Annotated in this window: 24 protein-coding genes; 19 read left to right on the top strand and 5 right to left on the bottom strand. The window is 69.0% G+C overall.

Translation table 11 applies throughout. The features are described from left to right. Window positions 1-59: 59 nt before the first annotated feature. The 19 genes from CK951_RS04000 (at window position 60) to CK951_RS03910 (ending at window position 18,210) form a co-directional block, all read left to right on the top strand. The gene (locus tag CK951_RS04000; protein ID WP_096784925.1) at window positions 60-1,160 is read left to right on the top strand and encodes a hydrogenase small subunit; all 1,101 of its coding nucleotides are present in this window, start codon (window positions 60-62) and stop codon (window positions 1,158-1,160) included. Window positions 1,161-1,163: 3 nt separating this feature from the next. After that, complete coding sequence (locus tag CK951_RS03995) at window positions 1,164-2,954, top strand: nickel-dependent hydrogenase large subunit (protein ID WP_096784924.1); 1,791 nt, start codon at window positions 1,164-1,166, stop codon at window positions 2,952-2,954. 13 nt (window positions 2,955-2,967) lie between these two features. Beyond that, entirely contained in the window at window positions 2,968-3,528 is a 561-nt protein-coding gene (locus CK951_RS03990; protein ID WP_096784923.1) for a HupE/UreJ family protein, read from the top strand. A 10-nt stretch (window positions 3,529-3,538) separates the two neighbouring features. Beyond that, entirely contained in the window at window positions 3,539-4,324 is a 786-nt protein-coding gene (gene cybH / locus CK951_RS03985; RefSeq protein WP_096787155.1) for a Ni/Fe-hydrogenase, b-type cytochrome subunit, read from the top strand. 292 nt (window positions 4,325-4,616) lie between these two features. After that, the gene (locus tag CK951_RS03980) at window positions 4,617-5,237 is read left to right on the top strand and encodes a HyaD/HybD family hydrogenase maturation endopeptidase (protein WP_096784922.1); all 621 of its coding nucleotides are present in this window, start codon (window positions 4,617-4,619) and stop codon (window positions 5,235-5,237) included. Beyond that, a complete protein-coding gene (locus CK951_RS03975; RefSeq protein ID WP_096784921.1) occupies window positions 5,237-5,554 on the top strand; it encodes a HypC/HybG/HupF family hydrogenase formation chaperone in 318 nt (105 codons plus the stop codon). The genes CK951_RS03980 and CK951_RS03975 overlap by 1 nt, the downstream gene beginning before the upstream one ends. A 4-nt stretch (window positions 5,555-5,558) precedes the next feature. Next, a complete protein-coding gene (locus CK951_RS03970; protein WP_096784920.1) occupies window positions 5,559-5,936 on the top strand; it encodes a hydrogenase accessory protein in 378 nt (125 codons plus the stop codon). A gap of 11 nt (window positions 5,937-5,947) precedes the next feature. After that, complete coding sequence (locus tag CK951_RS03965) at window positions 5,948-6,781, top strand: hydrogenase expression/formation protein (protein ID WP_096784919.1); 834 nt, start codon at window positions 5,948-5,950, stop codon at window positions 6,779-6,781. Then, window positions 6,778-7,542, top strand: coding sequence for a [NiFe]-hydrogenase assembly chaperone HybE (hybE, locus tag CK951_RS03960; protein ID WP_096784918.1), 765 nt, complete (start codon window positions 6,778-6,780; stop codon window positions 7,540-7,542). The genes CK951_RS03965 and hybE overlap by 4 nt, the downstream gene beginning before the upstream one ends. Further along, window positions 7,542-8,357, top strand: a complete 816-nt coding sequence (locus CK951_RS03955; RefSeq protein WP_096784917.1) for a HupK protein — start codon at window positions 7,542-7,544, stop codon at window positions 8,355-8,357. The genes hybE and CK951_RS03955 overlap by 1 nt, the downstream gene beginning before the upstream one ends. Further along, on the top strand, window positions 8,350-8,691 hold the full coding sequence (gene hypA / locus CK951_RS03950) for a hydrogenase maturation nickel metallochaperone HypA (RefSeq protein WP_096784916.1): 342 nt from the start codon (window positions 8,350-8,352) through the stop codon (window positions 8,689-8,691). The genes CK951_RS03955 and hypA overlap by 8 nt, the downstream gene beginning before the upstream one ends. After that, window positions 8,691-9,491 (top strand): hydrogenase nickel incorporation protein HypB, encoded by an 801-nt coding sequence (gene hypB / locus CK951_RS03945; RefSeq protein ID WP_096784915.1) that lies wholly within the window; start codon window positions 8,691-8,693, stop codon window positions 9,489-9,491. The genes hypA and hypB overlap by 1 nt, the downstream gene beginning before the upstream one ends. After that, window positions 9,443-10,969, top strand: a complete 1,527-nt coding sequence (locus CK951_RS03940; RefSeq protein ID WP_096784914.1) for a sigma-54 dependent transcriptional regulator — start codon at window positions 9,443-9,445, stop codon at window positions 10,967-10,969. Before hypB ends, CK951_RS03940 begins: the two co-directional genes overlap by 49 nt. Before the next feature lies 1 nt (window position 10,970). After that, window positions 10,971-11,261 carry a HypC/HybG/HupF family hydrogenase formation chaperone gene (hypC, locus tag CK951_RS03935; RefSeq protein WP_096784913.1) on the top strand — a complete coding sequence of 97 codons (291 nt, stop codon included), beginning with the start codon at window positions 10,971-10,973 and terminating at the stop codon, window positions 11,259-11,261. Continuing rightward, window positions 11,258-12,397, top strand: coding sequence for a hydrogenase formation protein HypD (hypD, locus tag CK951_RS03930; protein ID WP_096784912.1), 1,140 nt, complete (start codon window positions 11,258-11,260; stop codon window positions 12,395-12,397). The genes hypC and hypD overlap by 4 nt, the downstream gene beginning before the upstream one ends. Window positions 12,398-12,425: 28 nt before the next feature. Next, window positions 12,426-13,448, top strand: coding sequence for a hydrogenase expression/formation protein HypE (gene hypE, locus CK951_RS03925; RefSeq protein WP_096784911.1), 1,023 nt, complete (start codon window positions 12,426-12,428; stop codon window positions 13,446-13,448). 61 nt (window positions 13,449-13,509) lie between these two features. Then, entirely contained in the window at window positions 13,510-13,908 is a 399-nt protein-coding gene (locus tag CK951_RS03920) for a rhodanese-like domain-containing protein (RefSeq protein ID WP_096784910.1), read from the top strand. Window positions 13,909-14,079: 171 nt separating this feature from the next. Next, window positions 14,080-14,655 (top strand): DNA-binding response regulator, encoded by a 576-nt coding sequence (locus CK951_RS03915; protein WP_232520675.1) that lies wholly within the window; start codon window positions 14,080-14,082, stop codon window positions 14,653-14,655. A gap of 273 nt (window positions 14,656-14,928) precedes the next feature. Then, window positions 14,929-18,210 (top strand): PAS domain-containing protein, encoded by a 3,282-nt coding sequence (locus CK951_RS03910; RefSeq protein WP_198402399.1) that lies wholly within the window; start codon window positions 14,929-14,931, stop codon window positions 18,208-18,210. On the opposite strand, the gene CK951_RS03905 is transcribed toward CK951_RS03910, so the two are convergent. The 5 genes from CK951_RS03905 to CK951_RS03885 all read right to left on the bottom strand — a co-directional run bounded on the left by CK951_RS03905 (window position 18,207) and on the right by CK951_RS03885 (window position 24,201). Continuing rightward, on the bottom strand, window positions 18,207-19,580 hold the full coding sequence (locus CK951_RS03905; protein WP_096784908.1) for a family 16 glycosylhydrolase: 1,374 nt from the start codon (window positions 19,578-19,580) through the stop codon (window positions 18,207-18,209). The genes CK951_RS03910 and CK951_RS03905 overlap by 4 nt on opposite strands. 275 nt (window positions 19,581-19,855) lie before the next feature. Continuing rightward, complete coding sequence (locus CK951_RS03900) at window positions 19,856-20,869, bottom strand: UDP-glucuronic acid decarboxylase family protein (RefSeq protein WP_096784907.1); 1,014 nt, start codon at window positions 20,867-20,869, stop codon at window positions 19,856-19,858. Between the two features lie 61 nt (window positions 20,870-20,930). Beyond that, window positions 20,931-22,004 carry a glycosyltransferase gene (locus CK951_RS03895; RefSeq protein ID WP_096784906.1) on the bottom strand — a complete coding sequence of 358 codons (1,074 nt, stop codon included), beginning with the start codon at window positions 22,002-22,004 and terminating at the stop codon, window positions 20,931-20,933. Then, window positions 22,001-23,095 (bottom strand): glycosyltransferase, encoded by a 1,095-nt coding sequence (locus CK951_RS03890; RefSeq protein WP_096784905.1) that lies wholly within the window; start codon window positions 23,093-23,095, stop codon window positions 22,001-22,003. The genes CK951_RS03895 and CK951_RS03890 overlap by 4 nt, the downstream gene beginning before the upstream one ends. After that, entirely contained in the window at window positions 23,092-24,201 is a 1,110-nt protein-coding gene (locus CK951_RS03885; RefSeq protein WP_096784904.1) for a glycosyltransferase, read from the bottom strand. The genes CK951_RS03890 and CK951_RS03885 overlap by 4 nt, the downstream gene beginning before the upstream one ends.

Genomic DNA, 24,201 nt, shown 5'->3' with positions numbered 1-24,201 from the left:
CACGCCTGCCGCGCGCGAAGGCCAGCGGCATCCGGTGCCGCAAGCGAAGGGAGGACCCGTTGCCCCAGATCGAAACCTTCTATGATGTCATGCGCCGGCAGGGGATCACCCGGCGCAGCTTCATGAAATACTGCTCGCTCACCGCGGCGGCGCTGGGGCTTGGCCCCTCGTTCGTGCCGAAGATCGCCCATGCGATGGAAACGAAGCCGCGGACGCCGGTGATCTGGGTCCACGGGCTCGAATGCACCTGCTGCTCGGAAAGCTTCATCCGCGCGGCGCACCCCTTGGCCAAGGACGTCGTGCTGTCGATGATCTCGCTCGACTACGACGACACGCTGATGGCGGCGGCGGGGCATCAGGCCGAAGCCGCGCTGATGGACACGATCGAGAAATACAAGGGCAACTACATCCTCGCGGTCGAGGGCAACCCGCCGCTGAACGAGGACGGGATGTATTGCATCATCGGCGGCAAGCCCTTCGTCGAGCAGCTGAAGATGGCGGCCGAGCACGCGAAGGCCATCATCTCGTGGGGCGCCTGCGCCTCCTACGGCTGCGTGCAGGCGGCGGCGCCGAACCCGACGCGGGCGGTGCCGGTGCACAAGGTCATCCTCGACAAGCCGATCATCAAGGTGCCGGGCTGCCCGCCCATCGCCGAGGTCATGACCGGCGTCATCACCTACATGCTGACCTTCGACCGGCTGCCGGAACTGGACCGCCAGGGCCGCCCGGCGATGTTCTACAGCCAGCGCATCCACGACAAGTGCTACCGCCGCCCGCATTTCGACGCCGGCCAGTTCGTCGAGGCGTGGGACGACGACTACGCGAAGAAGGGCTATTGCCTGTATAAAATGGGCTGCAAGGGCCCGACCACCTACAACGCCTGCTCGACCGTGCGCTGGAACGAGGGCGTGAGCTTCCCGATCCAGTCGGGCCACGGCTGCATCGGCTGTTCCGAGGATGGCTTCTGGGATCAGGGCTCGTTCTATGACCGGCTGACCACCATCAAGCAGTTCGGCGTCGAGGCGAACGCCGACACCATCGGCATGACCGCCGTGGGCGCGCTCGGCGCCGGCGTGGCCCTGCATGTGGCGGCAAGCGCGCTGAAACGCGCGCAGAAGAAGACGCAGGACAAGCAGACCAACGAAAAGACGGAGGCCTGATCCATGGTCGCGACACCCAACGGTTTCAACCTGGACAATACCGGCCGCCGCATCGTGGTGGACCCGGTGACCCGGATCGAAGGCCACATGCGCTGCGAAGTGAACGTGGACGATCAGGGCATCATCCGCAACGCCGTCTCGACCGGGACGATGTGGCGGGGCCTCGAAGTGATCCTGAAGGGCCGCGACCCGCGCGACGCCTGGGCCTTCACCGAGCGGATCTGCGGCGTCTGCACCGGCACCCACGCGCTGACCTCCGTCCGCGCGGTCGAGGATGCGCTGGGGATCAGGATCCCGGACAACGCGAACTCGATCCGCAACATCATGCAGCTGAACCTGCAGATCCACGACCACATCGTGCACTTCTACCACCTGCACGCGCTGGACTGGGTCAACCCGGTGAACGCGCTGCGGGCGGACCCCAAGGCCACCTCGGAGCTGCAGCAGGCGGTCTCGCCCAGCCATCCGATGTCCTCGCCGGGCTATTTCCGCGACGTGCAGAACAGGCTGAAGAAGTTCGTGGAATCGGGTCAGCTGGGGCTGTTCAAGAACGGCTACTGGGACAACCCGGCCTATCTGCTGCCGCCCGAGGCCGACCTGATGGCCACGACCCACTATCTCGAGGCGCTGGATCTTCAGAAGGAGATCGTGAAGGTCCACACCATCTTCGGCGGCAAGAACCCGCATCCGAACTGGCTGGTGGGCGGCGTGCCCTGCCCGATCAACCTGGACGGCGTGGGCTCGGTCGGCGCGATCAACATGGAGCGGCTGAACCTCGTCTCCTCGATCATCGACAAGTGCATTGAGTTCACCAACAACGTCTACCTGCCCGACGTCGTCGCCATCGGCGGCTTCTACAAGACCTGGCTCTATGGCGGCGGGCTCTCGTCGAAGTCGGTGCTGGCCTACGGCGACATCCCCGAACATCCGAACGACTTCTCGGCCGAGCAACTGCACCTGCCGCGCGGCGCGATCATCAACGGCAACCTCAGCGAGGTGCATGACGTCGACGTCCGCGACCCCGAGCAGGTGCAGGAGTTCGTGGATCACTCGTGGTATTCCTACGGCGAGCCCGGCAAGGGGCTGCACCCGTGGGACGGCGAGACCGCGCCGAAGTTCGAGCTGGGCGCCAACGCCAAGGGCACCAAGACCAACATCCTCGAACTCGACGAGGCGGCGAAGTATTCCTGGATCAAGGCGCCGCGCTGGAAGGGCCACGCGATGGAGGTGGGCCCGCTCGCCCGCTACATCATCGGCTACGCCAAGGGGCACGAGGACATAAAGAACCAGGTCGAGGGGCTTCTACGCACCATGGACCTGCCGGTCAACGCGCTGTTCTCGACGCTGGGCCGCACTGCCGCCCGCGCGCTCGAAGCCGAATACTGCACGCGCCTGCAGAAGCACTTCTTCGACAAGCTGATCACCAACATCAAGAACGGGGACAGCTCGACCGCGAACGTCGAGAAGTGGGAGCCGAAGACCTGGCCCTCCGAGTGCAAGGGCGTCGGCATGACCGAGGCGCCGCGCGGTGCGCTCGGCCACTGGGTGAAGATCAAGGACGGCCGGATCGAGAACTACCAGTGCGTGGTGCCGACGACCTGGAACGGCTCGCCCCGCGATGCCGCCGGCAACATCGGCGCCTTCGAGGCCTCGCTGCTCGACACCAAGATGGAGCGGCCGGAGGAGCCGGTGGAGATCCTCAGGACGCTGCACTCGTTCGATCCGTGCCTGGCCTGCTCCACCCATGTCATGTCGCCCGACGGTCAGGAACTGACCACGGTCAAGGTCCGCTGAGGGAGGGACAACGATGAAGAAACTGGCACTTGCGACCGCACTGACCGCCCTCGCCGCTCCCGCGATGGCCCATACCGGGCATGGGGACGCCTCGGGGCTTGCTCACGGCTTCCTGCATCCGATGCTGGGGGCGGATCACCTGCTCGCCATGCTGGGCGTCGGGCTCTGGTCGGGCTTCGCCCTGCCCCGCAAGGTCTGGGCGGGCGCGGCGAGCTTCCTGGCCGCGATGACGGCGGGCGCGGGCCTCGACTGGGCCGGCGTGGCGCTGCCCGCGGTCGAGACATGGATCGCGGCCTCGGTCCTGCTCGTGGGCCTGCTGGTCGCCCTCTCGCAGAAGGGCGGCCGGGTGGCGCTGCCGCTGGCCGGCATCGCGGTCTTTGCCGCCGCCCATGGCCATGCGCACGCTGCCGAGGCCACCGGGGCGGCCGGTGCCTATCTCGCGGGCTTCCTCGCCTCGACGGCGCTCCTGCACCTTCTGGGCATCGCGGTGGCGCGCGGCGCGGGCGCCGGGCTGCCGCAGAAGCTGATGGGCGGCGCCATCGCGGGCGCGGGCCTTCTCATGCTGGCGGGGTGACGTCATGGCGATGGACACCGAAGTCGTCACGATCCACATCCCGAACCCCGAGGCGCCCGTTCCGCTGGAGGCCGCGCGCCTGACCGGCGCCGCACGCCCCGAGGATATCGAGAGCATCTTCTACAAGACCTCGGTCTACGTCTACGAGGTGCCCGTCCGGCTCTGGCACTGGCTCAATGCCGCGATGATCTTCATTCTGATGGGAACGGGGTATCTCATCGCCTCGCCCCTGCCGACGATGGAGATGGCCGAGGCCACGGACCAGTTCCTGTTCGGCTACATCCGCTTCGCCCATTTCGCCGCCGGAATGGTGCTGACGGTCGCCTTCGCCGCCCGCATCATCTGGGCCTTCTTCGGCAACGTGCACGCGAGGCAGATGTTCAAGCTGCCGATCCACAACCGCCGCTGGATCAAGGAACTGATCTTCGAGCTGAAGTGGTATCTCTTCCTTGTGCCGCAGCCGAAGAAATACGTGGGCCACAACCCGCTGGCGCATGCGGCGATGTTCTTCTTCATCACGCTCGGCATGACCTTCATGATCGTGACGGGCTTCGCGCTCTACGCCGAGGGCGCGGGACAGGGCTCGATCTATGATCAGGCCTTCGGCTGGGTACTGGGGCTCGTGGGCAACAGCCAGCGGCTGCACACGCTGCACCACCTCGGCATGTGGTCGATCGTGATCTTCACCATCATCCACATCTACGCCGCGATCCGTGAGGACATCATGTCCCGTCAGTCGATGCTGTCCACCATCGTCTCGGGCTGGCGGACCTTCAAGGACGACCGCGTGGAATAGGTCGAGGACAAGAGAATCTTTTCCTGCAGGAGGGCGCGGCGCAACGTCGCGCCCTTCGGCATTCCGGCAGGTCCGCTTTCGCCTCAGCAGCCGATCCGGAAGGACTCCTTCCACTTCCCGGCCTGAACCACCCCGCTGCGACGGCAAATAATCGTTTCGACACAGACGGATGTCAAAATGTCGCGGCCCCATCCGTTTTTGCGCTTCCGCGGGGAACTGCAAACCATATTGTCGAATGCACGGCCGGGGCGAAAAGTCTGCTGCCATCGGCGGCCGGGGGGAGGGAGGAACCATGCCAGCATCGCCACCCGCGAGGGTGCTCGTCCTTGGTATCGGCAACGTGCTCTGGGCGGACGAGGGGTTTGGCCCCCGCTGCATCGAGACGCTCGCCGCCTCGCATGCCTTCCCGCCTTCGGTGAAGCTGCTCGACGGCGGCACGCAGGGTCTCTACCTGCTTCCGTTCCTCGAGGAGGCCGATGCGCTTCTGGTCTTCGACGCGGTGGATTACGGTCTCGCGCCCGGCTCGCTTCTGGTGGTGCGCGATGACGAGGTTCCGGCCTTCATGGGCGCCAAGAAGATGAGCCTGCACCAGACCGGCTTTCAGGACGTGCTGGCCACGGCGCAGTTCCTGGGCCGCTGCCCGTCGCGCCTGACTCTGATCGGCTGCCAGCCCGAGGAGCTGGAGGATTACGGCGGCAGCCTGCGGCCCGCCGTGGCCGAACGGATCGGGCCCGCCATCGATCTGGCGCTGGCGGAGCTCGCCTTCTGGGGGGTCACGCCGCTGCCCGGGCAAAGCGCGGCCGAGGGCCTTGCCGATGCCTCGCTGCGCCGGGATGCCTACGAGAGGGGCCGCCCCTCCGCCGAGGCGGCCTGCCGGATCGGCGACGCCCGCTTCTTCCCGGAATCGGCCTGATGTGCGTCGGCGACCCGCTGCGCCTGCTGTCGGTCGAGGGCATCGCCGGCACCGCGACGGACGGCACCCGGGCCTCTCTCGTGGACCTGAGCCTCGTGCCCGAGGCGGTGGCCGGCGACTGGGTGCTCTGTTTCCTCGGCACAGCACGCGAGATCATCACGGCCGAGTCGGCAGCGCAGATTGCTGCCGCTCTCGATGCCCTGCGCTCGGTCATGGCGGGGGGAGAGGTGGGTGACGCCTTCGCCGACCTCGACCGCGCCCCGAGCCTTCCCCCCCACCTGCAGGCCGCGCTCGACGCCGGCCAGAGCCACGGATGACCTCATGACCCACCCGCTGATCGACCGGCTCGAAACCGAACTCGGCTGGCCCCGCCTGCGCACGATGGGCGAGGTCGCGGACTTCACCGCGCGGCCCGGCGCGCACTGCCTGTTCATCCCCGGCGATCCGGTGCGCAACCTCGAGACCACGGATGCCGCCGTGGTCCTGCCCGAGCTTGTCATGACCTTCCAGCGCGCCTTCGACTGCGCCATCGTCGACGACGGCATCGAGGCCGCGTTGCGCGACGCGACCCGCGCCCTGCGCACGCCCGGCTTCCTGTTCTACCGCGAGGGCCGCTACCTCGGCTCGATCGAGAAGATCCGCGACTGGAGCGACTACATGGCGCGCATCTCCCACCTCCTCGGCATGGCCGCCGCCTGAAAGGATTTTTCATGACGTCCTTCCACCTTCCCCCGACAGGCTTCGGACCCGGATCGCAGCCCACGGACGAGGATGCCGACCTCGCCTATCTGGCGCTGCCCTCGGGGATGCGCACCTATTCGACCCATGTGCCGGAGGTGGCCGATGCGGTGCAGGTGGCCGCAGCCACCGGGCTCATGGCGCGGATCGCTGCCGCCTGCGACACCTGCGCCAGGACCGGCGAGACGGTGGCCTTCGACATCTCGGACCTCGACGAGGCGAACCGGCGGCTGCTGGCCGAGACCATGGGACAGGGCGAGGTTTCGATGCGCCTGCGCGGCGTTCCGGCGCTGATGGCGCAGGAGAGCGTCTTCGCCGGCGTCTGGAGCGTGGCGGGCGCCGGCGCCGACCGCATCGAGGTGGGCCCGGTGCCCGCGGCCGCGCTGGCCCGCGCCTTCGCGCCCTTCCGTCAGGCCCTGACCCCCACCGGCCGCAAGCCCGAGGGCGTGGTGAACGCGCCCGCCCTGCTGGCCGAACTGATCGAGAAGTCCGCGACGTGGCGGGCGGGTGACGAGCCGCACGTCATCAACCTGAGCCTGCTTCCGCATACCGAGGAGGACCTTGTCTGGCTCGACCGGATGCTGGGCGAAGGCGCGGTCACGATCCTGTCGCGCGGCTACGGCAACTGCCGGATCACGGCCACGGCCACGCCGAACGTCTGGCGCGTGCAGTTCTTCAACTCCATGGACACGCTGATCCTCGACACGTTCGAGGTCACGACGATGCCGCCGGTCGCCCTGGCCGCACGCGAGGATCTGGAGGACAGCGCAGCGCGCATCCTCGAAGTGCTCGAGGCGATCCGATGAGCGGCTTCGAGGGCTCCTACCTCGGCGCCAACGACCGGATCGGCGCGCTGGCGGTGATGGAATGCAAGATCTGCTGGACGCCCTACGATCCGGCGGTGGGCGACGACTTCCGGCAGATCCTGCCCGGCACGCCGTTCTCGGCCCTGCCCGAAGACTGGGGATGCCCGAACTGCGGTGCGCCGAAAAACCAGTTCATGGTCCTTTCGGATCCGGAGGCCGAGGCTGCCTCGGGCGAGGTGGCCGAGCGGGTGGCGCGTCTCGTCTCGGATTTCGAGGACATCTGGCACTCGCGCATGCGCGACGTGCCGCTGGTGAACAAGTCGCTGCACGTCGAGGCCGTGGGCTTCCGCCTGCACGAAGGCCGACCGCTGGGCGTGCTGGTCGCCCCCTGGTTCATGAACCTCGTGATGCTGCCCGGCCCGGACGAGGACTGGTCCGCGCTGACGCCGGGCGCGAAGGAGCAGATCGCCTTCCCCTCGGGCGAATACGAGTTCATCCACAATGTCCGGGCGATGGGTGGCGGCTACAAGGCCTGCTCGCTCTTCTCGCCGATGAGCGACTTCAACAGCCAGCTTCAGGCGGTCGAGGTGGCCCGCGCCGTGATGCTGGCGCTGTTCGACCAGGGGGTGCGGGCCGAAACCGACCGCGCCGCTGACATCCGCGCCCTGCGCGAGGCCGAGCTTGCACCGCCTGCGCCGCCCGCGCTCGATCCCGAACCCAGTCGCCGCGCGGTCATCACGGCAGGCATGGCCGAAGGCTGATGACGGGCGCCCTGACCATCCGGCCCGGACCCGAGGGCTGGCGGCTCGACCCCGCCCCGGCCCTGCCGGTCGAGGCGCTGATGCTCGGGCGCAGCCCCGAGGCCGCGGCCGAGCTTCTGCCGCGGATCTTCAACCTCTGCCCTGTGGCGCAGGCCACGGCGGTGCGGCTTGCGCTGGATCTGCCGCTGCCGGCCGGTTCGGACCTGTCGGCCGAGGTTGCGCGCGAGCACCGCCTGAAGCTGGGCCTGCTCTGGCCGAAGCTGCTCGGCCTGCCGGCCCATGACCTGCCCGGGCTTCCCGCCGCCGCCGCGCTGGAGGACTGGGTGCGGCGTCACCCGCTGTTCGCAACGCTGCTCCGGCTGTTTCCGGCGGGTGGCGCCACGGCTGACCTGCCCGCGGTGAGCCCCGATACCGCCATGACCGCCAGCGCCTGCGACAATTCCCCGGCCGCGCGGCGGCAGGACCATCCGCTGCTTGTCGCGGCAGGGGGGCTGTGGGGCAAGGGGCCGCTCTGGCGTGCGCTCGGCCGCCTGGTGGACCTGTCGCTGCCGCTGCCCGCGCCGATCCGGCTGGAGGACGCAACCGCCGTGGTTCCGGCTGCGCGCGGCAGCTATGCCGTGCGGGCACGGACCGAGGGCGGCCTCGTGCGTGCCTTTGCCCGCACCACGCCGACCGATCACCTGCTGGCCCCCGGTGGCGTGCTGGCGCGCAGCCTTGCCACCCTGCCCGCAGACGCCGGGAACCTGGCGCCGCTTGTGGTGGCGATCCTCGACCCCTGCGTGCCGGTCCGCTTTGCCGAGGTGGCCCATGCATGAAATGTCGCTCTGCGAGGGGATCCGCGGCATCGTCGAGGATCAGGCCCGGCGCCATGGCTTCGCCAGCGTCAAGGTGTTGCGACTGGAGATCGGCCGCTTCGCCGGGGTCGAGAAGGCGGCGCTGACCTTCGCCTTCGACGTGGTGATGCGCGGCAGCCCGGCCGAGGGCGCGCGGCTCGAGATCCTCGACCTGCCGGGCCGGGCGCTTTGCTACGACTGCGGCGACGAGGTCGAGATCGACGACCGCTTTGCCCCCTGCCCCCGCTGCGGTGGCGGCAAGCTGATGCCCGTTGCGGGCGATGAAATGCGGATCAAGGACATGGAGGTCCACTGATGTGCACCGTCTGCGGATGCGGCGACACGATCACCTTCGACGCTGGGCATGGCCATTCCCATGGACATGGGCATCACCATCATCACCACGGCCTCGGCCCGGCCGGCGTCAGCGTCCCGGGCATGAGCCAGGAGAGGCTGATCGAGGTCGAGACCGACATCCTGTCGAAGAACAACATCCACGCGATGGCGAATCGCCACCGGCTGCGCCAGCTGGGCGTTCATGCGGTGAACCTTGTCTCGTCTCCCGGCTCGGGCAAGACCACGCTTCTGTGCAAAACGATTTCACTTCTCGGCGACACGCCGCTCGCGGTGATCGAGGGCGACCAGCAGACCTCGAACGACGCCGACCGCATCCGGGCGACCGGCGCGCCCGCGGTGCAGGTCAATACCGGCAAGGGCTGCCATCTGGATGCGCACATGGTCGGCCATGCGATTGACGATCTCAACCTCGCCCCCGGTTCGCATCTCTTCATCGAGAACGTCGGCAACCTCGTCTGCCCTGCCGCCTTCGATCTGGGCGAGGATGCGAAGGTCGCGATCCTCTCGGTGACCGAAGGCGAAGACAAGCCACTGAAATACCCGGACATGTTCACCGCGGCGCGGCTCGCGATCCTGAACAAGCTCGACCTCGCGCCGCATTGCGACGTGGACCTCGACCTCTACGAGGCGAACCTGCGCCGGGTGAACCCGACGATCGAGATCCTCCGCGTCTCGGCCCGCACCGGGGAAGGCATGGACGGCTGGCTGAAATGGCTTTCCGCGCGCCGCACGGCCAAGATGCTCGGGACGCGCGGCTGATGACCACCCGACCCCTCGTCCTCCTGGTCGATGACGAGCCGCATTCGCTGAACGCGATGCGGATGGCGCTCGAGGACGATTTCGAGGTCGCCACGGCTGCAGGCGGCGAGGAGGCGCTTCGCATCCTCGAGGATCAGTGGGTGCAGGTCATCATCTCGGACCAGCGGATGCCGGGGATGACGGGGGTCGAGTTCCTCGCTCAGGCACGCGAGCGCTGGCCCGAGACGGTGCGGATCATCCTGACCGGCTATACCGATGCCTCGGCGATGGTGGCGGCGATCAACGATGCGGGCATCCACCAGTTCCTGACGAAGCCGTGGCTGCCGGATCAGCTTGTGATGGCGGCAAAGAACGCCTCGCGCCTGTTCCAGCTGGCGCGCGAGAACGAGCGGCTGGCGCTGGAAATGCGGTTCCTGACCTCGACGGTCGAGAGCCGGCTGGAGAAGCGCCGCCGTGCGCTGCGCGAGGGGATGGGGTTCGAAAGCATCCTCCGCGCGCCCTCCTCGCCGATGAACGCAGTGGTCGCGGCCGCCCGCCAATACGCCAGCTTCGACGTGCCGGTGCTGTTGACCGGCGAGCCGGGGACGGCCAAGGCGCAGCTGGCGCGGGCGATGCATTACGGCTCGCTGCGGTCGGATCGGCCGTTCCACGAGTTCAACCTTCAGGGCGTGCCCGAGGATCTGGCGGCCATCGAACTTTTCGGCGCCAAGCGCGGCGTGGCGGCGGGCAACTCGACGCGCATCGGGCTGGCGCAGAAGGCCGATCGCGGCACGCTCTATGTCGGCGCAATCGACACCGCCTCTCCCGCGCTGCAGATGGCGCTGATGCGGGTGCTGGCGAGCGGGGCCTTCAGCCCGGTGGGCGGGCAGGAGACACTGACCACGAACCTGCGCCTCATCGCCGGCTCGCACCGCGACCTGCGGACGCTGGTGGCCGAGGGTCAGTTCCGCGCCGACCTCTACTATGCGCTGTCGGCGGGCGAGATCGCCGTGCCCCCGCTGCGCGCCCGGCGGGGCGACGTGGCGATCCTGGCGCAAGCGCTGCTCGCGGATCTGGCGGCAACCCATGGCAAGCCGGTGCACGAGATCGAGGCGGCGGCGCTCGAATTCCTCGAGAACTACGACTGGCCGGGCAACCTGCGGGAACTGGCGAACGAGATCACGCGGATGCTGATCTTCGCTCAAGGCAAGGCGCTGACGGCCGACCTGATCTCGCGCCCGATCCTGCAGGCCGCCCCTGGCGAGGGCGGGGCCGACCGCTCGGCCGAAGGCGTGCTGACGGCGGACGGCACGCTGAAGGACCGGGTGGAACTGATCGAGATGCGCATCCTGCGCGAGACGCTGACGCGCCACCGCTGGAACAAGAGCCGTGCCGCGGCCGAACTGGGTCTCAGCCGCGTCGGCTTGCGCGCCAAGCTCGACCGCTACGGAATTGCGGACCCGGCCGGGCGCCTGGTCCCTGAGGAGGAGGAAGACTGACATGTGCCTCGGCATTCCCGGCCGCATCACGGCCATCACCGACGAGGCGCGCCTGATGGCGATGGCCGAGGTGTCGGGCGTGCGCCGCGAGGTGAACGTCGCCTGCGTCGCGGACGGCGCGCTTCAGGATCTGGTCGGCCGCTGGGCGCTGATCCACGTCGGCTTCGCCATGAGCCTGATCGACGAGGACGAGGCGCAGAAGACGCTCGAGGCGCTGCGCGATCTGGGCGAGGCGCAGGAGACGCTGGTCGCGATGGCGGAAGGCGCGAAGGCGCTGGAGGTGCAGCCGTGAAGTTCGCATCCGAATTCCGCGACCCGGCGCTCGCCCGCAGCCTGCTTTCCGCCATCGCCGCGCGCGCCGACCAGATCGGCGCCACTCGCGAGAAGCCCTGCCACATCATGGAGATCTGCGGGGGCCACACCCATGCGATCTTCCGCTACGGCCTCGACAAGCTGGTGCACGAGGGGATCGAGTTCATCCACGGCCCCGGCTGCCCGGTCTGCGTCCTGCCGATGAGCCGGGTGGACGAATGCATCGAGATCGCCGAGCGGCCGGAGGTGATCTTCACCACCTTCGGAGACGCCATGCGCGTGCCGGGAACGCGCGGATCGCTGCTCCAGGCCAAGGCGCGCGGGGCGGACATCCGCATGGTGTATTCGCCGCTCGACGCGCTGGAGCTGGCGCGGCGGAACCCGGACCGGGAGGTGGTGTTCTTCGGCCTCGGCTTCGAGACGACGACCCCTTCGACCGCGCTCTCGATCCAGCAGGCCGCGCGCGAGGGCCTGCGGAACTTCAGCGTCTTCTGCAACCACATCACGGTGCCCGAGCCGATCAAGGCGCTGCTCGACGATCCGGACATGCTGCTCGACGGCTTCATCGGCCCCGGCCATGTCAGCATGGTCATCGGCACCCATCCCTACGACTTCATCCCGCGCGACTACGGCAAGCCGATCGTGGTGGCCGGGTTCGAGCCGACCGACCTGCTGCAATCGGTGCTGATGGTGCTGACGCAAATCGCCGAAGGCCGGGCCGAGGTCGAGAACCAGTATGCCCGCGTGGTGCCCGAGCATGGCAACGCGGTCAGCCTCGCAGCCATTGCCGAGGTCTACGAGCGGCGTCCGAGCTTCGAATGGCGGGGTTTGGGCGAGATCGACGCCTCGGGCCTGCGCATCCGCGAAGCCTTTTCCGACTGGGATTCCGAACGGAAGTTCGGCGTGGGCTACGGTGCCGGCCGCCAGCCGCAACCCGAGCCCGAGGGCTGCGCCTGCGGGGCGGTGATGACAGGGCGGATCAAGCCCACGGCCTGCCCGCAGTTCGGCCGCGGCTGCACGCCGGAAATGCCGCTCGGCGCGCTGATGGTCAGTTCGGAGGGCGCCTGCGCCGCCTACTGGCAATATGGCGGGGCGCGGGGTCTGGCGGCCGAATAATACTTCCGGAAATTCGAAGGACAGGACGATGGCCCTCAGGGACACTCATGTGACGCTGGCGCACGGCGGCGGCGGACAGGCGATGCGCGACCTGATCGACGAGGTCTTCGCCTCGGTCTTCCAGCCGCCGGGCATGGAGGATCAGGCCCGCCTGAGCGCCGAGGCGCTGGCCGAACCCGGCGCGCGGCTGGCCTTCACCACGGACAGTTACGTCGTGACGCCGCTGGAGTTTCCCGGCGGCGACATCGGCAAGCTCGCGATCTGCGGCACGGTCAATGATCTGGCGGTGGGCGGGGCGCGGCCGCTGTGGCTGTCGGCAGCCTTCATCATCGAGGAAGGCACCGAGGTCGCGCTGCTGCGCCGCATCGTGGCCACCATGGCGGCCGAGGCCGCGGCGGCCGGCATCCGGATCGTCACCGGCGACACCAAGGTGGTCGGACGGGGCGCGGCGGACGGGCTGTTCGTGACGACCTCGGGGATCGGGGTTATCCCGCCCGGCCGCGACATCCACGCCGGGGCGATCCGGCCGGGCGACGTGGCGCTGGTGAACGGCGTGCTGGGCGACCACGGCGCCACCATCCTTGCCGCGCGCGGAGATCTGGCGCTGTCCACCGACCTGAAGTCGGACTGCGCCGCGCTCGGCCATCTGATGGAGGCGGTGCTGGCCGCCGCGCCCGGCACCCGGGCAGCCCGCGACGCGACGCGGGGCGGCGTCGCCTCGGTCCTGAACGAGATGGCGCAGGCCTCCCGCACCGGGATCGTGATCGACGAAGCCACCCTGCCCCTGCGCGAGGAGGTGCGGGGGATGTGCGAGATCCTGGGCCTCGATCCGCTCTACCTGGCCAACGAGGGGCGGCTTGTGCTGTTCGTGCCGGAGGCCGAGGCGCCCGCCGCGCTGGCCGCCATGCGTGCCCTGCCCGAGGGTGCGGGCGCGACAGCCATCGGCCGTGCGGTCGAGGCGCATCCCGGGCAGGTGCGCATGACCACCGCCTTCGGCGGCAGCCGCATCGTGGACATGCTGGTGGGCGAGCAGCTTCCGCGAATCTGCTGAGGCGCTTGACCGGCAGGCGCGGGGCTGCCACATCCGGGCTGTGCAAGTTACGGAGTTCCGCATGATGCGCATGCTGATGGCCCTTGTGGCCGCCCTGCAGTTCGTGGGTCCCGCCGCCCGGGCGGGCGATGTGGTGCAGGCCGCCCCCACCGCCTCGGAACTGATCGACGGCCCCGCCCTGGTGGTCGACATCCGGGAACCCGACGAGTGGCAGGCCACCGGTGTCCTGCCGAATGCCGTCCTGGTGTCGTATCGCGATCCGCAGAGCTTCCTTGACGCGGTGGGTCCCCGCCTTGTTGCGGGGCAGCCGATCGCGCTGATCTGCCGCTCCGGCCGGCGCTCGGCCGCGGCCGCCGCGGCCATCGCCCCGCTGACCGAGCATCCGGTCGTCAACGTCGTCGGCGGCATGGGTCGGCTGGTGGGCGAAGGCTACCGGCCCGCCGCCTGCTCCTCCTGCTGAATCGGAATGCGCAACGGGGTGCGGCGCCCTTAAGGTCAGCCGCACCCGAAGCCCGAGACGCGAGCGGCCCGCGCGATGGCCGCCCCACAAACCAGCAAAGGCCACCGGATGAACCAGCCGTCAGCCTTGGAAGGACCGATTTCCGTTCTCGTCGCCGATGACCAGCCCCTGGTGCGGGAACTCATCCTGAACCTTCTTGCGCGCGAGCCCGACATGGTGGCCGAAGGGGCCGAGGACCTGGAGGGCGTGCTCGGACGGATTGCCGCACATGGCCCGTTCGATGTCATCCTGCTCGACTACTTCATGCCGGGAATCGAGGACCTGCGCGGTGTGGGGCGCACCATCACGGCCAATGGCGGCCGACCGGTGCTGCTGATGTCGGGCAACCTGCCGGCCGAGATAGTCGAGGGCGCACGTCGCCTCGGCGTCCGGGGCTTCCTGCCGAAGACCCGTTTCGGCGCGATCACCGAAGCGGTCCGGGCTGCGGCCGCCGAACCCGCCCTTCCCCAGCCTTCGGTGGCCGAACCCCGGTCCGCGGAGCCGGTTCCCGCAGCCGACGGGGCGCTTCTGACCGAGGACGAGCGGACCATCCTGCGCGAACTCGCCGAAGGGTGCTCGACCGAGGCAATCCTTGCCCGAATCGGTGGCGAGGATCTCGAGTCCCGCCTGCGTCCGATCTTTGACAAGCTGGGCGCCCGAAACCGCGCCCACGCCATCCTGGCCGCAAAGCGGATGGGAATTGTATGACGCTGCGTCATGTGCCGCAGCACCACCCATGCGAAAGTAGGGGTCCGGATAGCGAAACGAACCGCGCTTTCCGTTCACAAAGCGATTAAATCTTCCGCAAGTGATGTCGTGCAGGATCCCCGCAGACTCGAAGCAGTGGCCCGGGTCGATCCTCAGGGAGGCCGGGGCCGCAGGTTGCATGTAGGTGAGGAGGAGTAAAGGTCAGATGGCAGCCCTCCTTGTGCCGTCGCTCTCTCAAACCGGGTCCTCTCCGGAATGATGGGAGCATTCGCCGTGTCCGCTTCGGACAGCCCGTCTGCCGTTGACCCCGCGCAGGATCGTCGCGACGCCTTCGACCGGCTGAGCCGGCTTCAGGATGTCCTGGCCGAGGTGCTGAACGACCTGCTGCGCGCCGCCCCCGCCGGGGCGGATGAGGCCATTGACCATGCGCTCGCCAGCCTCGGCGCCTGCTACGGATCCGATCGCAGCCATGTCCTGCGCCTGCGCGGCGGCGCGGCATCCGTCTCGCATCAATGGACGCGTCCCGGCAGCGCCCGTCGCCCCGCGGACGTGCCTCCGGTCGTGGTCTGGCGTGCGGAGCTTGAACGGGATGAGCCGGTCTGCATCCCCGATGTCGCCGCCCTGCCCGCCGACCGGCCCGAAAAGGTCGGGCTTGAGAGGCTCGGCCTGAGGTCGCTGCTCGTCCTGCCGATGTTCGAGGGCAGCCGACTCGCCGGTTGCCTGCATCTCGAGGCCCTGCAGGACCGGCGTCCGTTCCTGCCGTGCGAGATCTCGCTGCTCCGCCCGGTCGCCACCGCCATCGGCAGCCTGCTTGCCCGCCGCGAGGCAGAGGCCGAGATCCTCCGCACCCAGCAGGCTCTGCGGGAGGAACACAACCGGCTGAAGGCCACGTTCCGGGCCCTGCCTGACCTGACACTGGAACTCGACGCCGAGGGGCGGTTCGTGCGCTGGCATGCCGGCGGGCTCCGCCCTCTGCCCCTGCACTGCGAGTCGCTGATCGGCAAGCCGGTCGGCGAGGTCCTGCCGGCCGAGGTCGCGGCGGTGGCGTGCAACCTCATGGGCGAGGTGGATCGCCACGGCACCGCGGCGGGCCAGGAATACCGGATCCGGCTGGACGACGGCATCCACTGGCACTCCGCCTCGGCAGCCAGCCTGCCGCCGGCCGAACCGGGCGGCCGGCCCGGCTACCTCGTGGTGATCCGCGACACGACCCAGGACCATGCGCAGCGCGAGAAGGTCGAGCGTCTGGGCATGATCGTGCAGCTTACGTCGAACCTCGTGATCATCACCGACGCCCGCCAGCGCATCGAATGGGCCAACATGGCCTTCGAGACACAGACCGGATATTCGCTGCACGAGGCGCAGGGCAAGCCGCTCTGCGCGGTTCTGAACTGCCGGGACGGCCAATGCCCGACCGACCGGCTTCAGACGCTGCTGCAGGCGGGACAGCCCGGCCGGGCGGAACTTCTGGCCAATCTGCGCAACGGCCAGTCGGCGTGGTACGACCTGACGATCCAGCCGCTGAGAAGCGCGGAGGGGGCGATCACCGGCTACATGGCGGTCGCGAACGACATCTCCGCCCACAAGCGGCACGAGGCCCAGCTTGCCGCCACGGCCGAGGATGCGCTGGCCGCGCGTCGCCAGCTTGCGGCGGCGGTGGACGTGCTGCCCGATGCCTTTGCCTATTTCGATGCCGATGACCGGCTCGTGCTCTGCAATGCGCGGTATCGCGAGTATTATCCCGCCTCCGCGCCCGCGATCCGCCCCGGCGCCACCTTCGAGGAGATCGTGCGCGAGGGCATCCGCGCGGGCGAGGTCGTCGAAGCCCGCGGCCGCGAGGAGGAGTGGATCGCCGAGCGTCTGGTTGCGCACCGCAAGGACCACAACGAAGAGGAGCAGCTTCTTGCCGACGGCAGGTGGCTCCGGGTGCTGGAGCGATCGACGCCCGACGGCGGACGGGTCGGGCTCACGGTGGACATCACCGCGCTGAAGCGGGCCGAGCAGAACGCACGGGCCGACCTGACCACGGCCATGGACGCATCGCAGGACGGCATCGCCATCGTCGATGCAAAGGGGCGCTATGTCTACATGAACCCCGCCCACCGCGAGATGTTCGGCATCGGCAGCCCGGCAGAGATCCTTGGCCGCTCGTGGCGCGACCTCTACACGCCCGAGGTCGCCGACCACATCTCGACCACCGCCTTCCCGGTGCTGGAGCTCGAGGGCGGATGGCGCGGCGAGGTCATCGGCCGGAAGGTCGATGGCAGCGACTTGCCTCAGGAGGTCTCGCTGACGCTCAAGGCCGATGGCGGGATCATCTGCATCTCGCGCGACATCTCCAAGCGCCTGCGCGAGCAGAGCGAGCAGACACGGCTGCGGGAAGAGTTGCAGATGGCGCAGCGGCGCGAGGTGATCGGCCAGCTTGCCTCGGGTCTGGCGCATGACCTCAACAACCTGCTGGCGGCGATCGGCGGATCCGCCACGCTGATCCGTGACCTGAAGGCCGGCGCGGCCGAGACCCATGCCCACCGCATCATCGCCGCGACCGAGCAGGCCGGCGCGCTTGTCCGTCGCTTCCTCAGCCTCGGCCAGCGGCAGAGCAACCGGTCGCGACTCGACCTGCGCGCCCTGCTGCGCGAGGCGGCGGATCTGGTGCGGCCCAGCCTGCGGAACCAGACCCGCCTGATCCTGTCGCTGCCCGACACTCCGATCGAGGTCGAGGCGGATCCGACCGACATCCTGCAGGTCGTGCTGAACCTGGTGATCAACGCGCGCGACGCCATCGCCGTCGCCCCGCCACGGCCGGCCGGCTACGAGATCTCCGTCGCCCTGACGATCGCCGATGCCGGGCACCTGGAAGCCGCGTTCGCCGCCGGCACCCCGAGCGCCGACCAACGCTATGTCTCGATGACCGTGACCGACAACGGCCCGGGTATCGACCGCGAGACCCAGGCGAAGGTGTTCCAGCCGTATTTTTCCACCAAGGGCGCCGCGGGCACGGGGCTCGGGCTTGCGATCGTGTCGGGCGTGCTGTCGGCCAATCATGGCGCCATCGCGCTCGACAGCGAGCCGGGGCGAGGCACCTGCTTCACCGTGCTCTGGCCGATCGAGGTGCACCCGATGCCCGAAAGCCCTGCCACGCCCTCGGCCCCGGCGGCGCTGACCGGGCAACTGACGGGCCGGCTGGCGCTGGTGGTCGATGACAATGCCGATGTGCTGCGCGTGCTGTCGGCCTTCCTCGAACAGGCGGGGGCCGAGGTGGTGCCCTGTGCCGACCCGCGCGACGCGCTGCAGGCGGTGCGCGACGATCCCGGCATGTGGGACCTGTTGGTGACGGATTACGACATGCCGCACCTGACCGGCGCGGACCTCGCGCAGGCCGTGCACGGGATCGCGCCCGGCCTGCCGGTCCTGCTCATCACTGCCCTGCCCGACTGGCGCAGCCGCGTCGGCAAGGCCAACCCCCGGTTTGCCGGAGTGCTGGGCAAGCCGCTGACGCGCAGCGATCTGGTGACCGCGGCCGAGGCCGCAATCGGGTCCCCGATGCCGTCCTAGACGAAGACGAAGTCGCCCGCCGTCAGGGCCGAGGATTGCACGTTGGTCAGCAGGATGCTGTCGGTGGCGGACAGGACGACCAGCGTGTCCGCCCCGACCTGACGCAGCTGCTGGACCGCAGCGTAGCCGCTGATCTCCAGCCGGTCGTCCGTTCCGGCGGCGATGAAATCCGTGATGACGTCGTTACCGCTTCCGCTTGAGAAGACGAAGGTGTCGTTCCCCCAGCCGCCGCTCATGGTGTCGCTGCCTCCGGCGCCGATCAGGCGGTCGTGGCCGCTGTTGCCCAGCAGCCGGTCGTTGCCCGACGCGGTGTTGAGCACGTCGTTGCCCTCGCGCCCTTCCAGCCGGTCGTTTCCGCCGCCCCCCTGCAGCCGGTTGGCCGCGCTGTTGCCGACCAGCAGGTTCGCGAGGGCGTTCCCCGTGCCGTCGATGGCAGTCCGGCCGGTCAGGATGAGCTGCTCGACATTGGCCGCCAGCGTCCAGCTGACCGAGCTCTTGATGACGTCGGTGCCCTCGCCCGCACGCTCCACCACGCGGTCCGCCGCATCGGCGACCAGATAGGTGTCGTTGCCGGCCCCGCCCTGCAGGCGGTCGGCGCCTGCGCCGCCGCTCAGCGTGTCGTTGCCGCCGAAGCCATAGATCAGGTCCGCCGCGGCCGTGCCGGTGATCGCATTCGCCGATCGGTTGCCGAACAGCGTGCTGTCGTCCGGCAGGCGGATGTTCTCGACATAGCCGGTCAGCGGCACGCCCGGATCCCGCCAGGTGCCGGCCCACTGCGCCATATCGGGCGTCGTGACCCAGAGGTCCGCGAGGCTCTTCAGCGGGCCGGGATCCCAGACACCGCCCTGCACGTCCGAGGCGTCGATCACATCGACCACCTCGCCGTCCACGCGGAAGATCGCATTGGTCGAGGTCACGTCGATGGAATAGACATGCGGCGCGTCCGAGGCATCGAAGCCCAGGTCGATGACATGTTTGTCGACCGTCGTCACATGGCGCCCCGAACTGTCGAGGAAGTGCACCGTTACCTCCATCTGCGTGGTGTCCCCGCCGACGAACTCGATGTCGTATTCGCGCCATGGCTGTGTGCGGTAGTCCGCTTGGTAGAGAAACAGGCCAAAGACCGCGCCATCCACCATTTCCGGCGCCTGCGCCATCCAGCTCCACGAGCCGGTGGTGAAGGCTTCCTCCGACTGGATCTCGCCGCCGATCCACGGACGCGTCGTGCTGTCCGGGGCGCGCGACAATTTCAACCCGATGCGGCCGTCATCGCCGACGATGACGTTGTTCTCGGACCAGTGGGTCAGATAGGACTGCCCGGCATCCCAGGTTGAAACGAGGAAGCTGTTGTTGTCGTGGGTGATGTGCACCTGTGTCCCTCCGGCCGATCTGGCTCGCCCGGACGGATCACAGGATCAACCAGAGCGCGAGCAAACCGATACACGGCGGGAGAGGCGGAAAAACGACGGGACTTCGGGTGCCTTGCATACTTCCGGCAACCCGGATGGCACAGTTCGGATGCAGCGCCACAATGTTGCCATACTTTCGCGCCCCGCGCGAAAGCCAAACGTATGGCCTCGCGCAGGACGTGATGTGCACATCTCTCTGCAGGAAACTGGCGGCGACGGCAGGAGGGGCTTGCCGGTCAGGCGCTTGCGGCCGCTGCCCTTCGACCCGGACGGGCGGGCGGCGGCAGGCTGCCCGCCAGATGGTTCACGAACCATGCCGCGGTCTGCGGCAGCCCTTCGGACAGCGGCACGCGCGGTTCCCATCCCAGCAGGTCCCTTGCGCGGCGGATGTCGGGGCGACGCCGGCGCGGGTCATCCTCGGGCAGTGGCCGGTGCACGATACCCGCGGCCGAGGGCACCATCCGCTGTACGAGGTGCGCCAGCGCCGTGACGGTGAATTCGGAGGGGTTGCCGAGGTTCACGGCGCCGTCGGGCGCGTCGCCGACCTCCATCAACGCCATCAGCCCCTCCACCAGATCCGAGACATAGCAGAACGAGCGCGTCTGCTCGCCCGAGCCGTAGATGGTCAGCGGCTCTCCCTTCAGCGCCTGCACGATCAGGTTGGACACGATCCGTCCGTCGTCCGCACGCATGTGCGGGCCGTAGGTGTTGAAGATCCGCGCCACCCGCACGTCCGCCGTGCCGCGCCGGCGATAGTCGAAGCAGAGCGCCTCGGCCGCGCGCTTGCCCTCGTCGTAGCAGGCGCGCGAACCGGTGCAGTTGACGCTTCCGCGATAGTCCTCGGACTGCGGATGAACCTCGGGATCGCCATAGACTTCCGAGGTCGAGGCCTGAAGGAAGGTCGCGCCGTGCTCGGCCGCCAGCGCCAGCAGGTTCCGCGTGCCCACGACATTCGTCATCATCGTGTGGATCGGATCGGCCTGATACTGCGGCGGCGATGCGGGGCTTGCGAGGTTGTAGACCCTGTCGAGCGCCTCGGACAGGCGGATCGGCTCGATCACGTCCTGCCGCACCAGCCGGAACTCGCGGAAGGCGCAGAGCGCGCGCACGTTCTCGATGTTGCCGGTCAGGAAGCTGTCGAGGCAGATCACGCGATGGCCTTGTCGCAGCAGCGCCTCGCAAAGGTGCGACCCGACGAAGCCCGCGCCTCCGGCGACGAGTATGGTCTTCTGGGCGGTTTTCTTCAGCATGGAAATCTCCGTTCTGGTGGCGCAACCTGCGCCCTGCCACCGCCTACCTTGCCCTGCCCGGTCAGGCCGCCCGCACACTGCGCCGGCGCAGCGCCTCAACCAGTTCCAGCGCCCTTGCCTGCCCGGTATGGCCCTCCAGCACCCGCGCCCGCGCGGCGCGACCGATCGACTGCCGTATCCCCTCGCCGGCTTCCAGGATCCGCACCACATCCTCCGGTGTGCTCGCGATCAGGATGGCCTCGCCGTCGGGCAGCAACTCGTCCAGCCCGCGCCAATCGTCCGAGATCACCGGCACCCCGCAGGCCGCCGCCTCGAACAGGCGGACCGAGGGCGACCAGCCCATCCGCCGCATCGCCGCGCGCGTCACGTTCAGCGTGTAGCGCTGGCTGCTGTAGAAGGGGGCATGATCGCCCGGCGCCAGATGCTCGATGCGCTCGACATTGGCGGGCCAGTCGATCCCGTCGGGATAGGAGGGGCCGGCCACGACGAAGCGTCGCCCGGGCAGGCGGCGGGCCGGCTCGATCAGCAACGCCTCGAGCGTCGGCTGGCGGTCCGGGCTGTAGGTGCCGAGGTAGCCAAGGTCCCACCGCGGTTCGACCGGAACCGGCCGGTAGTGCTCCGGATCCACCGAGCAGTAGAGCGCGCACGCCTCGCGCGCGCCGCGAGACTCTTCCAGATGACGCAGAACCTCGCCGCCCGAGAACGAGAAGTAGATATCGAACCGCGGCACCTGTCGGGCCGCGAGGAACTCCTCTTCCCGCCGGTCCAGCAGGTCCATCGTGACGGGCGTGTCGATGTCGTAGAAGCACAGCAGCCGCGGGCCGAGTGCCGCCACCGCGTCGATGACCTCGCGCCCCTCCGGCACGTAGGAGCCGATGATCACCGCATCGGCGGATCGCAGGCGGGCCGCCCAGCGGCCGGTCAGGTCCGAGACCGATCCGTAAAGCCGGAGGTCGCAGAAGTCCGGCTCGGGCAGGTCGCGGTTCGCCGCATACCATGGCACGTCGCGTTCAAGGAACAGCACCCGATGCCCCTCGGCCGCAAGGCCGCGGAGGAGCGCGCGGTAGGTCGTCGCATGTCCGTTGCCCCAGGACGAGGACAGCGCCAGCCCGATGATCACGATGTCGAAGCTCATTCCGCGGCCTCCACCCGGCGCGCGTGCCGGTTGAAGAGTTCATCCGCCTGCGCGGCGCGGTGGGCATAGGTATGCTCGGTCAGCACCCGCCGCATCGCGGCCTCGCCGATCAGCCGCGCGCGCTCGTGGCCCACCTCGCGCACCAGGTCGGCCACGTCCCGGCCATCGCGCGCCACCAGAACCTCGCGGTCCGGAACAAGGAACATCTCGATCCCTTCCCAGGCGTCGGTCACGAGGCAGGCCGCGGCGCCCGCCGCCTCGAACACGCGCGTGGCGGGCGAGAAGCCGTTCGCCGCCATGCTGTCGCGCGCGATGTTCAGCACCAGCCGCGACGAGCCGTTCAGCGCGTTGTGATCTCCGGTCCCGACATGGCCCAGCCGGCGCACGTTCGCAGGCAGCGCCACGTCCTGCCAGCCAGAGCCGCCGAGCAGGAAGCCCGCGTCTGGCACGCGCTCGGCGGGTCCGATGAAAAAATCCTTCACGCGGTCGTCCCGATCCGGCAGGCGATTGCCGAGGAACGCCAGATCGCCGGCGAAGCGGTCCTGCGGCGCCACGGGATGGTGCGTCTCGGGATCGAGCGCGTTGTAGACCGGAACGCAGGCATGGGCGCCCAGCGCGCGATAGGCGCGCACCACCGGCTCTCCGCCGCCATAGGTCAGCACGAGGTCGATCCGCGGCAGCGCCAGCCGCAGCGGGTGGTCGGGCGCGGCCTGCATCGCCGCCAGCGTCGCCGGGGCGTCCACATCCCAGAACACCCGCAGGGCATCCGGGCGCGCGGCCGACAGCACCTCCTCGAGCAGCAGGTCGTCCTCGAAGCCCACGCCCGAGCACTTGACCACGATGTCAGCCTGCGAGGCCCCCCGCGCCGCACGCCGGAGCGCCTCGACCGTGCCGTCATAGACCACCACACGGCACCACGGCGGAGGGTCGATGTCGCGGTTCCGCTGCCGGTCGTAGACGTCGGGCTCGTGGAAGGTGACCCGGTAGCCCCGGTCCGCAAGGGCGCGGATCATGCCGCGATAGTAGGTGGCTGCCCCGTTCCAGTAGGCCGAGAGCAGGCTCGACCCGAAGAAGGCGATGCTTTTCGTCATGCGACCTCCGACGCTGCAGCGGGCAGGCCGAGCCGCGCGACGATGGCGAGCAGTTCGTCGACGCGGTGGCGGCAGGTGTGACGCGAGCGGATCGTGGCAAGGCCGTGTTCGGCCAGCGCCTCGGCCAGATCGCGGTCGTGCAGGATGGCGCGCAGGTGACGCTCCATCTCGGCCCCGTCGCGCGCCAGAAGGTAGTCCGATCCGGTGCGGAACAGCCCTTCCGCATCGTTCCACGGCGCCGAGACCAGCGGGATGCCGCAGGCCAGCGCCTCGAAGACGCGGATGGTCGGGATGCCGGGCAGCGCCTCCACATAGGGTCGGCGCGGAACGTGGACAGTGACGCGGTGCCGACCGAAGGCGCGCGGCACCTCGGCATTGGGGATCCAGCCGCGGAAGTCGATGCCGGCGGCCGAAAGCCGCTCCAGCGCCTCGGCCGGATAGCGCACGCCATGCACCGCGGCGCGCAGGCCAAGGCGTTTGACCGGCTCGATCAGGTATTCCGCCAGTTCCGCGCTGCGCTCGCCGTCGCCCCAGTTGCCGATCCAGATCAGGTCGCCCTCGGCCTCGGCCGGCAGGGGGCGGAAGATCGAATCGTCGGCGGCCTCGTGCCAGGTGAAGACCTGCCGGCCCCAGCCCGCCCTTTCATAGGTTTCGCGCAGCGTCTCGCCGAAGACGAGGATGCCGTCATGGCCGGACAGGTCCAGCGCGCCGATCTCGGCATCGGCACTGACCGCGCGGTGATGGGTGTCGTGGAACAGCAGCAGGAACCGCCCTCCCCCGGCCCTTGCCCGGCCGATGCGCGCGACCAGTGCGGGATCCGTCCATTCATGCACCACCACGACATCCGCCGCGTCGAGCGCCGCCTCGTGGTCGAAGTCGGCGCCATATCGGCGCACCGGAAGGTCCGGGAAGGTGCGCGTGAAGGCGGCGACGGGCGCCTGCCCCTGATCGGCCTCGAGGTTCATCCGGCTCCATGAGGACACCGGCTCCAGCGCCTCGGCGCCGTGGCCGCGGTTGACGAGATCGCGCATCACCCCGCGCAGGAAATGCGCATTGCCGTGGTTCCAGTCGGACACTAGCGAATGGGTGTAGAAAAGGAATTTCAT

Source organism: Rhodobacter sp. CZR27, from assembly GCF_002407205.1.
In the GTDB taxonomy this organism is placed as follows: domain Bacteria; phylum Pseudomonadota; class Alphaproteobacteria; order Rhodobacterales; family Rhodobacteraceae; genus Cereibacter_A.
This window is presented reverse-complemented; position numbering and strand designations above follow the sequence as displayed.